The sequence below is a fragment of the Acinetobacter sp. LoGeW2-3 genome, from assembly GCF_002688565.1.
Taxonomy (GTDB): domain Bacteria; phylum Pseudomonadota; class Gammaproteobacteria; order Pseudomonadales; family Moraxellaceae; genus Acinetobacter.
Map to the genome: position 1 here is coordinate 420,550 of NZ_CP024011.1, position 17,222 is coordinate 437,771.

Here is a 17,222-nt window from a genome sequence, read left to right on the forward strand (position 1 = left end):
ATGAGAAGTACTTTCATTTACAGTTTTAGTTCTTATAAATCCCATTTATAAAACAATGCTTTGCAAATTTAACTTCAAGGCCGGTCTCAAATTTTGGCACAATTTTTGGAACGTTAAAAATTGTAAATTCTATTGTGGATTTTTTCTCTTTCGCTCGAATCCAAGATAAATTTCATTTCGCCAGCATATCAACATGCTGATTTCGAGTATGCTTTCTCTAGAACATGACAGAATAATTGAGTAAATATGACGACTTTAGAACAACAGGCACCCGTTTTGGTCACCGGCGCATCAGGCTATATTGCCAGCTGGGTAATTGAAAAACTGCTTAAATTAGGTCATACAGTCCATGCAACTGTGCGTAATTTAAAGAAAACCAGTAGCTTTGAACATTTAGAGCAAATTGCTGTTGCCAGCCCGGGAGAACTCAAATTATTCCAGGCCAACCTGCTTGAACCGTCTTCTTTTGATGAAGCTATGCAAGGCTGTGAAATTGTTTTTCATATGGCCTCACCTTTTGTCGTGACTAATTTTAAAGATGCAGTTAAGGACATCATTGAACCGGCAGTGTTTGGTACTGAAAATGTCCTGGCCAGCGTGAATAAAACCGATTCCGTAAAACGTGTGGTTCTGACTTCTAGTATTGCTGCGACCTACGGCGATGCTATTGATATCAAAGATACCTCTAACAACAGTTTTGATGAGTCTCATTGGAATACCACCAGCTCTGAAACACACCAACCTTATCCTTATTCTAAAGTCGCTGCTGAGCGTAAAGCCTGGCAAATGGCAAAAGCCCAGAACCGCTGGGAATTGGTCTGCATTAATCCTGCACTGGTCTTTGGCAAATCCTTAACACCAAATACTCAGTCTGGCAGTGTTGAAGTCCTGCAGCAATTTGCCAATGGTATGACTTTACTCGGTGTTCCTCCAATGTGGAACGGTGTGGTTGATGTCCAAGATGTGGCTGAAGCGCATATTCGTGCTGCTTTCAATTCAGAAGCACAGGGTCGCTATATCGTTTCTGGTGAAACGCTGAGCCTGTTGGAAATGGGTAAAATTCTGCGCGAAACCTTTGGCTCAAAATTCCCATTTCCACGCAACCAGTTACCGAAAGCGGCGTTTAAACTGTTTGGGCCATTTGCCGGATTTAGCCGTGAGTTTGTAGAAAAAAATATGGGAATTCCGATTTATTTTAATGCCCAGAAAAGTAAAGATGAACTCGGCATTGACTACCGCCCTGTGAAAAAAAGTCTAGTCGAGCACTTCCAGCAATTACTAGATGACGGTGTGGTGAAAAAATATATTCCTTAATTGTACTAGCTCAAACCTGATCTGACAGTTACCGATTTTTTATTGTGTCTGTCAGGTTAAATTTGAGCGAGTACACCGATTCATGCACCGACAAGCTCACGCTTCCTCAGTAAGCATCAACTTAAACAGAAGTCCAACGCGCATTTTTCCATGCTTGCTGTTGCTTTGAATCTAAAAAAGTCCAAGCTACAAAACGACTTTCTTTTTGCCCCTGCGTCATTTTAATGGTTTTCACATCCACTGCACCGCTCTTACGCAAGGTATTTAACAGCATTGGCAATGTTGTTTTCTTAGAAACCAGTGTACTAAACCAAAGACATTGCTCAGCAAATTGTGTGCTCTCTTGTACCATCTGGCAAACAAATCGTTCTTCACCACCATCACACCACAACTCATTCTTTTGCCCACCAAAGTTTAACACCGCCTTCGTCCGATCAACGGGTTTGCCAAGTTTCCTTAATTTTTGCGTTGCTGTGGCATTTGCTTCATCTTGCGAGGCATGAAATGGTGGGTTACACAGGGTCAAATCAAAACGATCTGAAGATTTAATCACACCTTTGAAAATATTACTTGGTGTCTTTTGCAATCGAATCTGAATCCCCTTTCTGAGATTTGGATTTGCCTCCACAATAAATTGAGCACTTTTAACCGATGCCGAATGAATGTCTGAGCCGACAAATTTCCAACCATAACTACGATGACCAATAATCGGATAAATACAGTTCGCACCAACCCCAATATCCAACACTTGAACTGTGCGTCCTGTTGGAATTTGACCGTTATTATTGAGACTTAACAGGTCAGCCAAATAGTGAATATAGTCTGCTCTACCCGGAATCGGTGGGCAAAGATAATCTTGAGGAATATCCCAATATTGAATGTCATAAAAATGCTCCAGCAATGCTTTATTGAGCATTTTCACAGCCAGTGGATCAGAAAAGTTGATTGAAAGATCATCATATTGATTGCGGCTGACAAAAGGTGCAAGTTCCGGACAAGTCTTGATAAGCTCAGGAAAATCGTAACGACTACGATGCAGATTTCTTGCATGTAATTGCGATTTTTGTTGCGGAAAAGTTTTCTTTGCTTGCGCCATGTGTATGCCAATCATCAACGGGAGAACAGAATCAATCAGGCAGGATCTATACCTGCAAATGAATCGATATTGTACGTGAATTCAACTCACATTGCCGAACCCGTCCTTATCCTTTTATTTATCTGTTGCATCCTACAATCACTAAATCTTATTATTTTGAAATCGCCATAAAAAAAGACACCGAAAGATTCATCATCCTCGGTGTCTTTTTTATTTGAGTCATTATTTAGAAGTGATCAGTCTTCGATTTGCCCATGCTCTTTCATCAAAGCAATAAATTGCGCTTCATTGATCACAGGCACACCGAGTTTTTCTGCTTTATCGAGCTTAGAACCGGCTTTCTCACCCGCAACCACACATTTGGTCTTGCTCGACACACTGCCACTGACACGTGCACCCAAGGCTTGCAATAACTGAGTCGCTTCATCACGCCCCATAGAACTTAAAGTACCGGTGACCACCCAGCTTTCTCCATTCAGTGGCTGACGTGTCGGTGCAATCGGGGCATCCCAATTAATACCAGCAGCCAATAAGCGATCCAGCACTTCCAGGTTATGCGGTGCCTGGAAGAAATCTAAAATCCATTCAGCTGTGATATCGCCCACATCCGGGGTTTTCTTCAGTGCATCAAGATCGGCAGCACGGAGTGCATCCAGCGTCTGGAAAGTATTAGCTAGCATACGTGCCGTGGTTTCACCGACACCACGAATACCTAATGCATAGATGAACGCTGCCAGTGTGGTTTTCTTACTGTTCTCGATAGAATCAATTAGGTTCTGAACAGACTTCTCACCCATTTTTTCAATTTGCAGCAACTGATCACGGTGCTCATGCAGGTGATAGATATCTGCCACATCTTTTAATAGGTTTAGATGCAATAGTGACTCAACCCAACGATCACCCAAGCCTTCAATATCCATGGCCTTACGTGATACAAAGTGACGAATAGTCTCAATGCGCTGTGCAGCACAATACAGCTCACCTGAGCAGCGTGCCAAGGCTTCACCTTCCGGCATTACCACTGGAGAGTCACATACCGGACAGTTTTCTGGAAGATGGACTTCAACGGCATCAACAGGACGGAATTCTGGCCAGACTTTTTCGACTTTAGGAATTACATCCCCACTGCGGTACACACTGACGGTATCGCCGATTCGTACATCCAGACGATGAATTTCACCGATGTTGTGCAAAGTCACATTGGAAACTGTTACGCCACCAACCGCTACAGGATTCAATCGTGCGACAGGAGTTAAAGTGCCAGTACGCCCCACCTGCCAGTCAATATGTTCAACCGTAGTTAACGCTGCCACTGCCGGAAATTTATAGGCCGTTGCCCAACGCGGTTCACGGCTCAGGAAACCCAATTGCTGTTGCTGTTTCAGGTCATTGACTTTGATTACCATGCCATCAATTTCAACACTGAGGTTTGGACGTTCCTCATTGATCTGCTCATAGACTTTCTGTACATCTTCAATGTTATCGCAGATGAAATGACGCTCACCTACAGCGAAACCAAAATGCTGTAACCATTCCAGGCTTGCCGACATTGTGGTCTGTCCATGATGTGGCACACATTGCGCAATACCATAGGCATAGAAGGCCAATGGACGTGATGAGGCAATGTTTGGATCCAGCTGACGTAAGCTACCTGCAGCGGCATTACGTGGATTAGCAAAGGTCTTTTCACCTTTAGCTAGGTTCGCTGCATTTAGTTTTTCAAAGCCAGATTTTGGCATCAAGACTTCGCCGCGCACCTCTAGCAGATCAGGCACTTTACAGTGTCCCTCACATAACAGTTTTGGCAAGTTACGGATGGTTTTTACGTTTTGGGTAATATCTTCCCCGGTTTCACCATCACCACGGGTGACGCCACGCACCAGCACACCGTGCTCATACCACAGGGAAATCGCCAGTCCATCAAATTTCAGCTCGACATCATATTCAATCTTCTGATTTGGCAAACGTTCTTCAATACGGCGTGCAAAGGCAAATAAATCTTCTTTGTTAAATACATTACCTAATGACAGCATCGGTACAGCATGCGTCACGGTCAAGAATTTTGCTAGAGGCTGCCCACCGACACGGTTAGTCGGGGTATCCGGTTGCACCAATGTCGGATATTGTTCTTCGAGGGCTTTGAGCTGATGAAAGAGCTGATCGTATTCACTGTCCTCAATCGTTGGCTGATCCATCACATAGTATGCGTGGTTATGCTTGGCAATCAGTTGAATCAGCTGGCGCATTTGCGCAATGACAGTGGTTTCCTGGGTCATAGTTTCACCATAAAAAAGGGCGGAAAACCCGCCCTGTATATTCTTCAGTTTTGGCTATTATAAAAATCGAAATGTCCAGTTTCAATACAGAAACTTAGACTTCTGCAGGCTGCCCCGCACGGTAATCGATGGCTTGATGACGCCAGAATTCACGCAGCTGTGGAGTAAATTCCTGCTGGTTCTGGTCATAGACAATACCATCGACTTCACGGGCAATCAGACGTGAAATGCTATCCATGGTATCAAAGGCATTTTGTACATCGCTATGAGGTAATGCCAGGAAGAATGCCAGACCTTTGACTTCTTCAGTCGACAAGGTTTCCAGGTCAAAACCTTCCATACCCGTATCGGTAATCTGCAATACTGAGAATAAAAGTTTTGAACCATCTTCGCTGTAACGATGGAAACAAGCCAGCTCACCATAGCGTAGACCGTATTTAAGCAACACTTTCAGGGTTTTCTCACCAGATAGCACACGGCCTTGTGGAATAACACTGAGTGAAATGATCATTTCTGCATTGGCTAATGCACATTCATCATCTACGACTTTCTGTTCATGCAGATGGGCATCAAGAATACTGCTCTCATCTTCAAAGTCAGAAATTTCGGCTTTTTCAATATTACTGTTCAGGCTAAATTCAGCAGGCTTAGTTTCTTCTGTAGCGGCATCTTCAGTCTTAGTTTTTTCTTCAATCTTAGTTTCTTCAGCAGAGGCTTCTTTCACTTCAGTTTTTGCCACTTCTGGTTCAGCTTCTTCAACAATTGGCGTATCCAGCGGGCTTGGGGCTTTTGCTACAGGCTTGGCGGTTTCTGTCAGCGTTGGTTCTACTTTCGCTGCTTCTTTTTGTTCCGAAGCGGGTGCTATGCTTTCAACAGTTTCTGTGTTCAGGCTTGGTTCAACACGTTCCGCTTCTGCTTCCTGTGCTGCCAACTGGGCACGTACATGACGTGGAATAACCGGGGTCTGACTGTCTGGATCAATATGTAATTCTGAATCCAATGATGGTGCTGCATCAGCAGGTTTTTTCATGATCATTCGAATGCCCAAGAGCATGATCACGACTGCTACAACAATCCCGAGAATAGTAGTAATTTCCATTTTATGCCTCCGCCGCTAAGCCGTATTCTTTTGCCTGTTCCAAATTCACTGTAACCAGTTTTGAGGTGCCCGGTTCAGGCATGGTCACACCCAAGAGATCTGTTGCCATCATCATTGCTAGCTTATTATGTGTGATGTAAATAAATTGCACTTGTTCTGAAAGCTCTTTGACTAAATTACAAAAACGCCCCACATTCGCATCATCCAGTGGTGCATCGACTTCATCGAGCACACAGAAAGGCGCCGGATTCAGACGGAAAATCGCAAACACCAGAGCCAATGCAGTTAATGCTTTTTCACCACCCGACAATAAAGCCAATGAACTGTTACGCTTACCCGGTGGTCGTGCCATCAGTTTTACACCTGATTGCCATCCATCTTCAAGGCTTAAACTCGCTTCACCGCCATTAAATACTTTCGGGAACAGGTTTTGCAGTTCAGCATTAACCTGATCAAAAGTATGCATAAACAGTTTGCGCGTTTCCTGATCGATGCTCTTCATAGCTGCTTGCAGTTGCTGGACTGTATTTTCCAGATCCTGCATCTGATGGCTCAGCTCATTATAGCGTGCCGAAACCTCTTCATATTCTTCAGATGCTGCAAGATTCACCGCTCCGAGCTTATCGAACTGTGCTTGGGCTTTTTCCAGCTTGGCTTGATGCGATTTAACCTCGATATTTAGGTCAGTAATTACTTCACTATTCAATTCTTTTAGCTGTTCTGAATAATGCTGCAAGTCAGATTTGGCTGCCTGCCAGGCCAGACGTTTCTGTTCCAGTCCAGTTCGCAGCTTTTCATCCTGCTGCTGGAATTGATGGCGCTGTTCAGTTAATTGTTGCTGTTTGCTTTGTACCTGATTCAGTTCTATCTGCCATTCCGACCAGGTTTTTTGCAGCTTCGCTGTTAATTCAGCTTGTTGATTAAACTGGCTTTCCAAATGTGGCAATTCCAGCTGTACCGGATCGATAAACTTTTTAGCCTGTTCAATCTGGTGAATGATTTGTTGGTACTGTTCTTTCAGGAAGACTCGATCTTTTTCTAACAGCTCGACTTGTTGCTTGGATTGCACTGATTGACGACGGGTAATTTCCAGTTCCTGCTGGGCATGCTGGGTCTGCTGCTGGCTATCTTCTAGTTGTACAGTCAACTCATCCAGCTGGAATTGCAGGGTCTTATAGTTTGGTAAAGCTAGCTCTAGTTTCAGATTTAATGCATGCAGATCGATTTCCAGATCGTCTTTTTGCATCGCATCTTCTTCCAACTGTTCATCCAGTTGCTGTAACTGGTTTTGCAATTGTTGTTTCTGAACCTCGAAAGCCTGTGCCGTACTTTGCACTTTTGCAATATTCAGATCTAGCTGCTGTAGCTGTTTCTGTGCCTGTTGTTGCTGGCTAGTAATCTGCTGTACTTGAGTCTGAAGTGCTGTCAGCTGTTCTTTTGATTCAGTAACTTGCTGTTCAACGAGCTGGAATTGTTCTTCCAATTGAATCAGTTGCTGTTCGATTTCATCCAGACGGATACGGTGACTCAATGCGCCTTGACCAGCCTGGCTGGCTTCATCAAATTCCAATCCAATCACCCAGTCTGGGCCAATATGGTAAGCATCTAAACTCAGGATGGATTGACCCGGTTGTAACTGGTTCTGCAAGGCTAATGCTTGTTGCAAGGTTTCAACGACAGCCACCTGTTGCCAGAGTGAATATTGTGGTTCTTCAATCCAATCTGAAAGACATTGAGCATTTGCTAGCTGGATTTTGGCAGTGCTTTGCTGTGCTTTCAGCTGACGAGCCGTATTTTCCAGGAAATTGTCTGAATCGGATAGCACCTGAGCAGAGAGCCATTTCGCCAGGAATTTCTCAATCAGGCTGGCATGGGCTTTGCCTTGTTCGCTAAGTTTCAGCACATGCATCAGTTGCACGGCATCGGCTTTAGCTGCCGGATTGGCTTTGGCTAACAGCTGGGATAGGTTTTTCTTTTCTGCATTGAGTACCTGCAATTCGGATTTTAGCTGCATTTGCTGTTGCTGCTGCTCAGCATGACTTTGCTTAACTTGTTCTAACTGCTGGCTCAGTTCAGCACGTTGGCTTTCTAATGAAGTAAGTTGCTGTTCAGCTTCTGATTTTTCCTGCTGATACTGGTCCAGCTCATCTTGCTGCGCCTGATTCTGGATTTGTGCTGCTTGCTGTTGCAGGGTTTCTTTTTGCTGTTCAATGCGGGTGATATTTTTAGCCAGCTGTTCGCTTTGTGCCAGCATCTGCATTTTACGCTGCTGTTGCTGTTCGACCTGGGTTTTAATCTGAGCAAATTGAGTGGCGACTGAAGTTTGTTGAGATTTCAGTTCTTGCAAACCTTGTTGCTGATCCTGACTTAAGCCTTCCTGTTGCTGCAACTGTGTGGTTTGATCTTCCAGCTGTTCTTGTAATGTATCCAGTTGCAGTTCAATCAACTGTAAGCGTTCTTTGGTTTGCGCTTTCTGTTCTTCGAGTTGTACCAGACTAGTTGAGTTTTGCTCTAGCAGAGATTGCTTCTGCTTCAGGCTCATTTCCAGTTCAGCCAGCTTTTTCTCGGCCTGTTGCCATTCATTTTGCAATGGCGTGGACTGCTGAATCAGGCGCTGAAAAAGCTCACTGGTTGCACCCAGATCATGTTCCACCGTGGTCAATTCGGAACGTACCAACTTAAAGCTGTCGCCGAGCGCGTTCATTTCGACCGTATATTCTTCCTGTAGTCGCTGGCTTTGCTCGCACTGGAATGACAGGATTTCAACTTTCAGGGTACGAATCTGTCCTTCAAGTTCTTTATATTGAATGGCGGTTTCAGATTGGCGTTTTAAGGTTTTCAGCTGGGATTTTAATTCGGAGGCAATATCTTCCAAACGCGACAGGTTCTGAGTGGTATGTTCCAGATGTTGCATCGTCTCACGACGGCGTGCCTGATAGCGTGATACACCGGCTGCTTCTTCGATATAGACCCGCATTTCCTCTGGCTTTGCATCCACCAGGCGGTTAATCATGCCCTGTTCGATAATGGCATAAGAACGTGGTCCCAGACCGGTTCCGAGGAAAATATCGGTGATGTCACGACGGCGACATTTGGTGCCATTCAGGAAATATTCAGACTTGCCATCGCGGTTGACCTGACGGCGCACTGCCAGCTCATTATAGGCATTATAAGCACCGCCAAGTTTGCCGTAGGTATTTTCAAAGCGCAGTTCCACGCTGGCCACACCCACTGGTTTACGCTTTGCAGTCCCGGTAAAAATGACGTCCTGCATGCTGCCGCCACGTAACTGGCGCGCACTCGTCTCCCCCATCACCCAGCGAATTGCATCGATGACGTTGGACTTACCACAGCCATTGGGTCCTACAACGGCAGTCCGGTTATCTTTAAAGTGTAAAGTCGTGCTATCGGCAAAAGATTTGAAGCCTGAAAGTTTTAAACTGCTTAAACGCATAATGTCCTGATTTAACGTCGCGAGCGTCTCGCCCACGCAAGTTCAATTTGTTTCATCCGTGTTAGTGATTCCAACACAAGGTTGCGCAAGTGTCGACAAAAATCTTCCATAAATAAAGTGGCCTGATGTGATTTTCGGCTCAGAATTGCATCAGTTACCAGTTTAAATAGATCAAAAGATTCCTGTAGCTCGCGCTTGGAAATATTCAGGGTCAAAAAGTAACTGCGTCGCAGTGATGGAAGTAGCTCATGGTAGTAACGCATCAGATAAGGATTACCGACCATGTCCTGCTGCTGTGCCAGGCCCTGAAAGATCAAATCATAAAACTTTTCGGTATGGCCTTGGCGAGTTTCTGCTTCTAATTGTTCTAATAATAGCTGAACGCGCTCGGCCTCATGCGGACGCCAGGTTTCCGCCATACGGTGTACGATTTGTCCCAGTAGCAGGCAGCACATTTCAAACAGGGCACGTACCTGAAGCGCTGACATTTCCGAGACAATGGCACCACGACGTGGGAAGATTTCGATGAGTTGAGTTCGTTCCAGCAACAATAATGCTTCGCGTACAGAACCACGACTGACATCAAGTTCTGATGCAATTCTCAGTTCCTGGATCCGCTCACCTTCGACGAGCTCACCCCGAATAATCTGTTCACTGATGTGCCTGGCGATCTGCTCAGACAAGCTGTTTGCTTTTTCCTCTTGCATGGCCATCCTGTCTTTATTTTTATTGATGCAGTCGTTGTCATGCTGAATGACTATTCATTTATTTAACCCATTTTATGGGAAGAATGCTTTGACATTGTCAGACAATCTTCTGTCTATGCAGCCAACTGTCCTTTATTTAAATTATCTTAGTGATTGTTTATTCAGTTCTTTCTTAATTTTTATTAGCACAAATATATTCATCAAATAAAAAAGAGAGTATCTAAACTCTCTTTTCTAAAATCTGTATCCAGAAAATCATCTTATATAAAGGCTCTGACACCCTGATAAATAAAATAGGTACCGACAATAGATAATAAGGTCGCGAAGCATTTCTTCAGCATTACCGGTGACAATAGATGTGCCACTTTCGCTCCTACTTTGGCAGTAAAGAAACTCATAATACTAATGCCGATAAAGGCATATATGTGAATATAGCCAATGGTATTTGGTACTGGAACATCGGATTGCTCACCAAACCACATAAACCCAAGTGCACCAGCAATCGCGATAGGCAAACCACAAGCCGCTGAAGTCGCCACCGCTTTTTGAATCACGACCCCACAGCGGTTGAGAAATGGTACTGTCAGACTACCACCGCCAATACCGAATATTGCTGAAGCAATACCGATACCAGCACCAGCTGCCATCTGCTTTGGTGTAGATGGTAATGTACTTGCTGGATCAAGTTTGACATTGGCACGGCTGAACATTCGCAAAGCCACCCAGACTGCAAAGAAACCGATTAGAAGCTGTAAGCCTTGACCCGGCAAATAATCAGCAATGCCTGCACCAAGAAAGGAACCAATCACCAGGCCAGGCGCCAGATTACGAAATACCGGCCAGAGTACCGCGCCTTTAAGATGATGTGCCATGACCGAACTGATCGAAGTCACGATAATCGTTGCTAAAGAAGTTCCCACCGCCATATGCATAATGACACTTGGATCATACTGAAGCTGGGTAAATACGATGTACAGAATCGGCACAATAATCAGGCCACCACCAACGCCAAATAGGCCTGCGGTGAAACCAGCAATTGCACCAATCAACAAATATATGATTAACTCCATAACGACATTTACCACGTTTAAATTCAGATGGATGTAGAAACTCGCGAACTGCAGCAACTGCTTCAAAATGCAGGACAACTTCCTGAAGTCTTATTGCTGAAACCGGTCACCACTTCGACCAATGATGATGTCCGGGATCTGGCTCAAAAAGGCATTCGACAGGTCTTGGTTAGCAGTCGTGCCCAGACTCAGGGCCGAGGCCAGCGTCAACGCCAATGGATTTCTCCGGAAGGCAACATCTATTTAAGCACATTGCTGAATACAGAGATACCGATTGATGGCCGCCTCGCGCTTGAAGTTGCCCTCAACATCCTGCAAATGCCCAGCTTGCAAAACCTTGATCTGCAAGTGAAATGGCCGAATGATTTATACAGTCAAAATGCCAAATGGGGTGGCATTCTGGTTGAACCCATCTCAGCGCATCAAGCCGTAGTTGGCGTGGGAATTAACTTAGCACCGATCGAAGCGGAACAACTGGATCAACCGGTCACATCTCTATCTGAACTTGGTTTGGCTGCTGTAACACGCATCCAGCTGATCGCAGAACTCTATCTTGCTATTCAACAAGCAGGTCAATGGTTTAATCATGGCAGTCATAATCTGGCAGCGCGTTTTAATCATCATGCCGCTTTCATTCAGCAACATGTTGAATTTACCGATCTTCAGGGACAATATACGGGGATCTTTGCCGGCATTCAGGAAGACGGCGCGGTGCAGATTGCGACTAACTCTGGCATCCAGACCTTCTATCAAGGGCAATTACGTTTAAAGACAGGCAGCTAAGGCAAGATCAATGAAAAAATTATGGCTGGATATTGGCAACACACGTCTCAAATACTGGATCACGGAACAAGATCATATCATTGAACATGCGGCTGAAATGCATCTGCAGTCTCCGGCAGATTTACTGCTGGGTCTGATTCAGCATTTTCTAGGATCAGGCCTGCATCAGGTCGGAATTTCCTCTGTTCTAGATAAGCAGAATAATGACCGTATCCAGAAGATTTTAAAACGTTTGAATGTTCCAGTAATTTTTGCCAAAGTCCATGCCGAATATGCAGGCTTAACTTGTGGTTATGACGACCCAACTCAACTCGGGATTGACCGCTGGCTGCAAGTATTGGCTGTCGCAACTTCAAATATGCAAAACTATTGTGTAATCAGCTGTGGCACTGCCCTGACTATCGATCTGGCTCAAGGACAAAGACATTTGGGTGGTTTTATTTTGCCAAATCTATATCTACAGCGGGATTCCCTGATTCAGAACACCAAAGGCATTAAGATTCCAGATGCTGCTTTTGAAGAGTTGAGCCCAGGACGTAATACCATTGATGCCGTACACCACGGTATTTTGCTTGGTCTACTCAGTACTATTGAAAAGGTATTAAGTGACTTCCCTGCTCAGCTGATTCTCACTGGTGGGGATGCACCACTATTTGCACAGCACCTGCAATCCTTCAAGCCAATGATTGAACCCGACCTATTACTTAAAGGCCTGCAGCATTTTGCAGCTCATTTAGACCATACAGCCGCTGGATAACTTCCAGTAGCTGGGGGAAATCTGTATAACCATCACTTTTTTCAAAATGCCCTGCCTGCAACACTTCATAAATCTGCGTATTGAGGAGTCGATGCGCAAGACTTAAGGACATGGCTGTCGGCACATGGCGATCATTGTTGGAAATATACATGACCCCATGTTTATAGCTTTTGGAAAGTGTTTTGAAATCCAGTTTTACACTGCGTACCAGATCATTCAGTTCTGACCACATGACCAATGGCTGATCAAAACCTGCCACCATCACTACCCCTCGAATGGCTTTAAGGTGGGTCAGATAATGCTGCTCAACAAACTTCAATACACTTAGGCAACTCAAGCCATGCGCTACCAGAATGGTGTCGGAATCCATTTGTGGAATCTGCACTGCCAGACTTTGCTGCCAATCCTGCATTTTCGGTTCTAATGGATTGGCTAACATGATGCGCTTGGCATCAATACCAAGCTTTTTGACCTGTCGACTCAACCATGGATACCAATGGTCATTAGACGTCGCCTGATAGTCATGAATGATATAAACGTTCCCTGAATTATTTGTCATCGTTGTATTCTTATACTAATTGTTAAAATAATGATGCTTCTGACTTACTGTTTTATCATGTTTTGCACAGCTTTCAAGCAAATTTCTAGCTCACTGGCATTCATTTTGTAAACCTTTTCTTTCCACTTCTATTTGGGTTGTTGGCGTATAAGATTTGGCTCAATGCTTTGCCAGACTTCAGGCAATTCCGTACAGCCTTGTGAATCAATAAAGTGGCCAAAATGCTGAGCCTTAATCACCTTAGCATCCAGGCTCTTTGCCTGTTCTAAACTGAATTTTGGTGCTACCCGATCATCACCTTCAGAGTAAATCACTACCCGCTCCTGAATCTGTTGCTTCAATAAATCAAAGTCAATTTGAGCAGCATCGATAAATGGATAAACCTCCTCCAAACGGCCAAGTCGACCATTAAAGCCTGCGATCAGTACCAGCTGCTTGATCTTTTGCTGTTTCAATCTATGCGATAAGTAATGCAAAGCCGCAATAGTGCCTAGACTGTGGGCGATAAAAATACTGTTTTCATCTATACCATCAATCTGTTCCTGCATCTGCTTTTGCCAGATTTCCAGTTGAGGTGTCGTAGATGGATCAAGTCGTAAAACTTTTAGGCTGATACGTTCTTCCTTAGCTTTTTGCTGAATCCAGGGATACCAATTTTCCTCTGGGCTCGCTGTATAACCATGCACCACAATCACTTGCGTCATTTATTCACTCCTGTATTTTCATTTTTTTAAGAGTTTGCCTGAGCTGGCTACAAGATTGGGTAAGTAAATGTATGCTTTGATTAAGCCGTAGATCCCAAAAAGCAAAAAGGCGCATGAAGCGCCTTTTTTTGAAAGAGAAAACTTATTTCTTGTCGTTCCCGCCGAACAGTGGGCCCATGCCACCGCCGCCACCAAACTGTTTCTGTAGACCACCCAATGATTTCATCATTTTTGCCATACCCGATGGATTAGCAAATTTTTTCATCATTTTCGCCATCTGGGCATGCTGCTTGATTAGTTTGTTGACTTCAGCAACATCCATACCACAGCCCGCTGCGATACGTTTTTTACGGCTTGGATTCATCAAGTCAGGGTTACGACGCTCTTTCACAGTCATCGACTGGATAATCGCTTCCATTTTTTTGATTTGCTTTTCAGGATTTGCCTGCGCAATCGCATCCTGAAGGCCAGCACTGCTCATGCCTGGAAGTTTATCCAGGAAGCCCATCATACCGCCCATCTTGTTCATTTGCTCAAACTGCATCAGCATGTCTTCAAAGTTGAAGCTACCGCCTTTCTGCAGCTTTTTCGCCATTTTTTCGGCTTTTTCTTTGTCGATCTTGCGTTCAACTTCTTCGACCAAAGAAAGCACGTCACCCATGCCGAGAATACGCTGTGCCACACGTTCCGGATGGAATGGTTCAAGCGCATCAAGTTTTTCGCCCATACCGAGGAATTTGATTGGCTTACCGGTAATGGCACGAACAGAAAGCGCTGCACCACCACGGGCATCACCATCAGTCTTGGTCAGGATCACACCGGTCAATGGCAAGGCATCATTAAAGGCTTTTGCTGTGTTTGCCGCATCCTGACCGGTCATGGCATCTACCACGAATAAGGTTTCGGTTGGGCTAATTGCAGCGTGCAACTCTTTAATCTCGTCCATCATGTCATCATCGACATGCAAACGACCTGCGGTATCAACAATCAGGACATCAGCAAACTGGATTTTTGCCTGCTCAATTGCACGGTTAGCAATATCAATTGGACGTTCATTGGCATTCGATTCAAAGAAAATTGCACCGACTTCGCCCGCAACAGTTTGTAGCTGCTTGATCGCTGCTGGTCGATAAACGTCGGCAGACACCATCGCCACTTTTTTCTTTTGACGTTCTTGCAAGAAGCGCGCAAGTTTAGCAGCAGTGGTGGTTTTACCCGCGCCCTGCAAACCGGCAAGCAGCACAACTACAGGTGGTTTTGCTGCAAGGTCGAGGCTTTCGTTAGCCGCGCCCATCATTTTGGTCAATTCGTCATAGACGATTTTGACGAAGGCCTGACCCGGAGATAACTGAGACATTACTTCCTGGCCTAATGCTTCTTCCTTAACTTTCGCGATAAATTCACGAGTTACAGGTAACGCAACGTCGGCTTCAAGAAGTGCCATACGTACTTCACGTAACGTATCTTTAATATTGTCTTCGGTTAGCTGCCCTGAGCCAGTAACATTTCTTAAACTCTGCGTGAGTCGTTCTGTTAAGGTATCAAACATTGCAAAATCCGCTTAAAATAGCCAGTAGCAAAAAACTTTTTCTTAAAATAGAAAATTTATGCATAGAATGCTATAGGATACTGTAGTTCGCACCGAATTTATATAAATGAATATTCATCACCCTTAAAAAGGTTAGACATGGTTAGCCTCCCACTGGTTTATACAATCTTGGCATTAGTCGCCTATACCGCATCCTTCTGGTATTTGTTTGTTCATTTAATGTCGAAACGTATTCCCAATCAGTGGTTTGTTGGTATTACTGCTGCACTTGGCCTTGTGTTACATGGCATGGTGCTTTATGGCGACATGCACACCCCGATGGGAATGAATTACGATGTCTTTGTTCTGGTTTCGTTTACTTCAGGACTGATGCTGTTACTCAGTCTGGCTTATAGTACCTATCGCCCAATTCTGCCGCTGAATCTGATCGGCATTCCTGTTGCAGCGACTGGGTTAATTTTAGGCTTTACCTTTACGCCGCAAGCCAAGATTATTGTGCAAAACTCATTAGGTGTGGATATTCATATCATCCTGTCACTGTCTGCTTATGCGGTACTGCTGATGGCAACCATTCAAGCCGTTATTCTGCGCTTTCAAGATCGTGAACTGAAAAAGAAGCAGAAACGCCTTTGGGTCAATCTACTGCCATCCTATCAGGATATGGAATCCCTGCTATTTGATATGCTGATGACCGGTTTTGTCTTACTAACCATTGCCCTTGGTTTCGGCTTCTTTACCATTGATGATTTCTTTGCTCAACACCTCGCACATAAAACCGCGTTTAGTATTATCTCCTGGCTGGTTTATGGTGCCCTTCTTATTGGGCACTGGAAATTTGGCTGGCGTGGACAGAAAGCGGTACGTTTTACTTTGATTGGTTTTGGTTTGCTAGCTGTAGGTTTTATTGGGTCTAAGTTTGTGCTGGAAATGCTGCTCAATAAATAAGTTTAAGATTTTCTCTAAAGTTAATATTTTTAAAAACCCAATTACTGGGCTTTTTATTTGCCACATAATTAATCTGGATTCACCCTACCCACTCGTACCGACAACGGCCAAGTAATCACTCTTGGCAATTCTGGATCTTCCCATTCCGGCAACAAAGCATCTGCCAGTACATTTAACGGATTATGACCTAATGCTTTGGTGGCTGCTTTCACTGCTGACCAGGTGCTCATATAACCAATCACCTGATAAAAATTCCACTCCACCTGCAATACAGGTGGTTGGATAACAATTTCTTGAAAGGGAAATGACAGAGTTTTGTAGCCTTCATCCACATGATGTCGTTCCGGTGGCCAATATGGAGCAATAGTGACTTCATAAAAATACTGGAAATAATGATTTAGGTGCTCTTCATCGACACTGAATACGCCATAAGTAATTAAAGCCAGAATGGCATTCGGTTTCGCAACACGACGAACCTCTGTATAGAAATTGTCCAGATCCAGCCAATGCGCTGCCTGAGCTACTGAAATCAGGTCAACAGTGTTATCAGCCAAAGGAATATTTTCGGCGAAGGCTTGGCGATATTGAATTTTAGGATGTGGTTTGGCTTGGGTAATCTGTTCAGCACTGCCATCAATCGCAATGACCTGATCAAAATAATTCGTCAAGACTTCGGAAAACTGCCCAGTACCACAACCGACATCAAGAGCCAATTTCGTACTGGGTGACAGTTCTGCCAGTATCTTGCCTAAAGCATCTGGATAATGCGGACGGAACAAGGCATAGTCCTGTGACTGCTGAGAGAAATGATCCTTAAAGCTAGGCTGCTCCATACTGCCATCCTGAGTATTTCTTGTTCTTTTCAATATAGCAATCAGCATTTAAAACTCTATTATTTTATTGTGCAAA

At 44.4% G+C, this 17,222-nt stretch carries 14 protein-coding genes; 4 read left to right on the forward strand and 10 right to left on the reverse strand.

The window, feature by feature from the left end; all coding sequences use genetic code 11:
* Positions 1-246: 246 nt before the first annotated feature.
* Positions 247-1,314 carry an SDR family oxidoreductase gene (locus BS636_RS02015; RefSeq protein WP_099337292.1) on the forward strand — a complete coding sequence of 356 codons (1,068 nt, stop codon included), beginning with the start codon at positions 247-249 and terminating at the stop codon, positions 1,312-1,314.
* Between the two features lie 121 nt (positions 1,315-1,435).
* Here BS636_RS02015 and rlmF read toward each other — a convergent pair whose 3' ends face one another.
* The 6 genes from rlmF to BS636_RS02045 form a co-directional block, all read right to left on the reverse strand.
* Positions 1,436-2,410, reverse strand: a complete 975-nt coding sequence (gene rlmF / locus BS636_RS02020; protein ID WP_099337293.1) for a 23S rRNA (adenine(1618)-N(6))-methyltransferase RlmF — start codon at positions 2,408-2,410, stop codon at positions 1,436-1,438.
* 236 nt (positions 2,411-2,646) lie between these two features.
* Positions 2,647-4,686 (reverse strand): NAD-dependent DNA ligase LigA, encoded by a 2,040-nt coding sequence (gene ligA / locus BS636_RS02025; protein WP_099337294.1) that lies wholly within the window; start codon positions 4,684-4,686, stop codon positions 2,647-2,649.
* A gap of 94 nt (positions 4,687-4,780) precedes the next feature.
* A complete protein-coding gene (locus BS636_RS02030; protein WP_099337295.1) occupies positions 4,781-5,785 on the reverse strand; it encodes a cell division protein ZipA C-terminal FtsZ-binding domain-containing protein in 1,005 nt (334 codons plus the stop codon).
* Between the two features lies 1 nt (position 5,786).
* Positions 5,787-9,239: a chromosome segregation protein SMC gene (gene smc / locus BS636_RS02035; RefSeq protein WP_099337296.1), complete on the reverse strand. Its 3,453-nt coding sequence runs from the start codon at positions 9,237-9,239 to the stop codon at positions 5,787-5,789.
* 11 nt (positions 9,240-9,250) lie between these two features.
* Complete coding sequence (locus BS636_RS02040) at positions 9,251-9,946, reverse strand: GntR family transcriptional regulator (RefSeq protein WP_099337297.1); 696 nt, start codon at positions 9,944-9,946, stop codon at positions 9,251-9,253.
* A gap of 260 nt (positions 9,947-10,206) precedes the next feature.
* Positions 10,207-11,016 carry a sulfite exporter TauE/SafE family protein gene (locus BS636_RS02045; protein ID WP_099337298.1) on the reverse strand — a complete coding sequence of 270 codons (810 nt, stop codon included), beginning with the start codon at positions 11,014-11,016 and terminating at the stop codon, positions 10,207-10,209.
* Positions 11,017-11,043: 27 nt separating this feature from the next.
* Between BS636_RS02045 and BS636_RS02050 the strand changes: the two genes are divergently transcribed.
* Both BS636_RS02050 and BS636_RS02055 read left to right on the forward strand, forming a co-directional pair.
* The gene (locus BS636_RS02050; protein ID WP_099337299.1) at positions 11,044-11,799 is read left to right on the forward strand and encodes a biotin--[acetyl-CoA-carboxylase] ligase; all 756 of its coding nucleotides are present in this window, start codon (positions 11,044-11,046) and stop codon (positions 11,797-11,799) included.
* A 10-nt stretch (positions 11,800-11,809) separates the two neighbouring features.
* A complete protein-coding gene (locus tag BS636_RS02055) occupies positions 11,810-12,556 on the forward strand; it encodes a type III pantothenate kinase (RefSeq protein WP_099337300.1) in 747 nt (248 codons plus the stop codon).
* Here BS636_RS02055 and BS636_RS02060 read toward each other — a convergent pair.
* The 3 genes from BS636_RS02060 to ffh all read right to left on the reverse strand — a co-directional run bounded on the left by BS636_RS02060 (position 12,504) and on the right by ffh (position 15,368).
* Entirely contained in the window at positions 12,504-13,115 is a 612-nt protein-coding gene (locus tag BS636_RS02060) for an RBBP9/YdeN family alpha/beta hydrolase (RefSeq protein WP_099337301.1), read from the reverse strand. The genes BS636_RS02055 and BS636_RS02060 overlap by 53 nt on opposite strands.
* A 128-nt stretch (positions 13,116-13,243) precedes the next feature.
* Entirely contained in the window at positions 13,244-13,819 is a 576-nt protein-coding gene (locus BS636_RS02065; protein ID WP_099337302.1) for an RBBP9/YdeN family alpha/beta hydrolase, read from the reverse strand.
* A gap of 142 nt (positions 13,820-13,961) precedes the next feature.
* On the reverse strand, positions 13,962-15,368 hold the full coding sequence (gene ffh / locus BS636_RS02070) for a signal recognition particle protein (RefSeq protein ID WP_099337303.1): 1,407 nt from the start codon (positions 15,366-15,368) through the stop codon (positions 13,962-13,964).
* A 138-nt stretch (positions 15,369-15,506) separates the two neighbouring features.
* On the opposite strand from ffh, the gene BS636_RS02075 reads away from it, so the two are divergent.
* Positions 15,507-16,313, forward strand: a complete 807-nt coding sequence (locus BS636_RS02075) for a cytochrome C assembly family protein (protein ID WP_099337304.1) — start codon at positions 15,507-15,509, stop codon at positions 16,311-16,313.
* A gap of 68 nt (positions 16,314-16,381) precedes the next feature.
* Here the strand turns inward: BS636_RS02075 and BS636_RS02080 are convergent, their stop codons facing one another.
* Entirely contained in the window at positions 16,382-17,146 is a 765-nt protein-coding gene (locus tag BS636_RS02080) for a class I SAM-dependent methyltransferase (protein ID WP_099337305.1), read from the reverse strand.
* Positions 17,147-17,222 lie beyond the last annotated feature (76 nt).

What these genes read in the sequence shown, in the direction of transcription:
- BS636_RS02065 (WP_099337302.1), bottom strand. Translation starts at nt 13,819, where the DNA reads ATGACGCAAGTGATTGTGGTGCATGGTTATACAGCGAGCCCAGAGGAA.
- BS636_RS02060 (WP_099337301.1), bottom strand. Translation starts at nt 13,115, where the DNA reads ATGACAAATAATTCAGGGAACGTTTATATCATTCATGACTATCAGGCG.
- BS636_RS02055 (WP_099337300.1), top strand. Translation starts at nt 11,810, where the DNA reads ATGAAAAAATTATGGCTGGATATTGGCAACACACGTCTCAAATACTGG.
- ligA (WP_099337294.1), bottom strand. Translation starts at nt 4,686, where the DNA reads ATGACCCAGGAAACCACTGTCATTGCGCAAATGCGCCAGCTGATTCAA.
- rlmF (WP_099337293.1), bottom strand. Translation starts at nt 2,410, where the DNA reads ATGGCGCAAGCAAAGAAAACTTTTCCGCAACAAAAATCGCAATTACAT.
- smc (WP_099337296.1), bottom strand. Translation starts at nt 9,239, where the DNA reads ATGCGTTTAAGCAGTTTAAAACTTTCAGGCTTCAAATCTTTTGCCGAT.
- BS636_RS02075 (WP_099337304.1), top strand. Translation starts at nt 15,507, where the DNA reads ATGGTTAGCCTCCCACTGGTTTATACAATCTTGGCATTAGTCGCCTAT.
- BS636_RS02030 (WP_099337295.1), bottom strand. Translation starts at nt 5,785, where the DNA reads ATGGAAATTACTACTATTCTCGGGATTGTTGTAGCAGTCGTGATCATG.
- BS636_RS02015 (WP_099337292.1), top strand. Translation starts at nt 247, where the DNA reads ATGACGACTTTAGAACAACAGGCACCCGTTTTGGTCACCGGCGCATCA.
- BS636_RS02080 (WP_099337305.1), bottom strand. Translation starts at nt 17,146, where the DNA reads ATGGAGCAGCCTAGCTTTAAGGATCATTTCTCTCAGCAGTCACAGGAC.
- BS636_RS02050 (WP_099337299.1), top strand. Translation starts at nt 11,044, where the DNA reads ATGGATGTAGAAACTCGCGAACTGCAGCAACTGCTTCAAAATGCAGGA.
- BS636_RS02040 (WP_099337297.1), bottom strand. Translation starts at nt 9,946, where the DNA reads ATGCAAGAGGAAAAAGCAAACAGCTTGTCTGAGCAGATCGCCAGGCAC.
- BS636_RS02045 (WP_099337298.1), bottom strand. Translation starts at nt 11,016, where the DNA reads ATGGAGTTAATCATATATTTGTTGATTGGTGCAATTGCTGGTTTCACC.
- ffh (WP_099337303.1), bottom strand. Translation starts at nt 15,368, where the DNA reads ATGTTTGATACCTTAACAGAACGACTCACGCAGAGTTTAAGAAATGTT.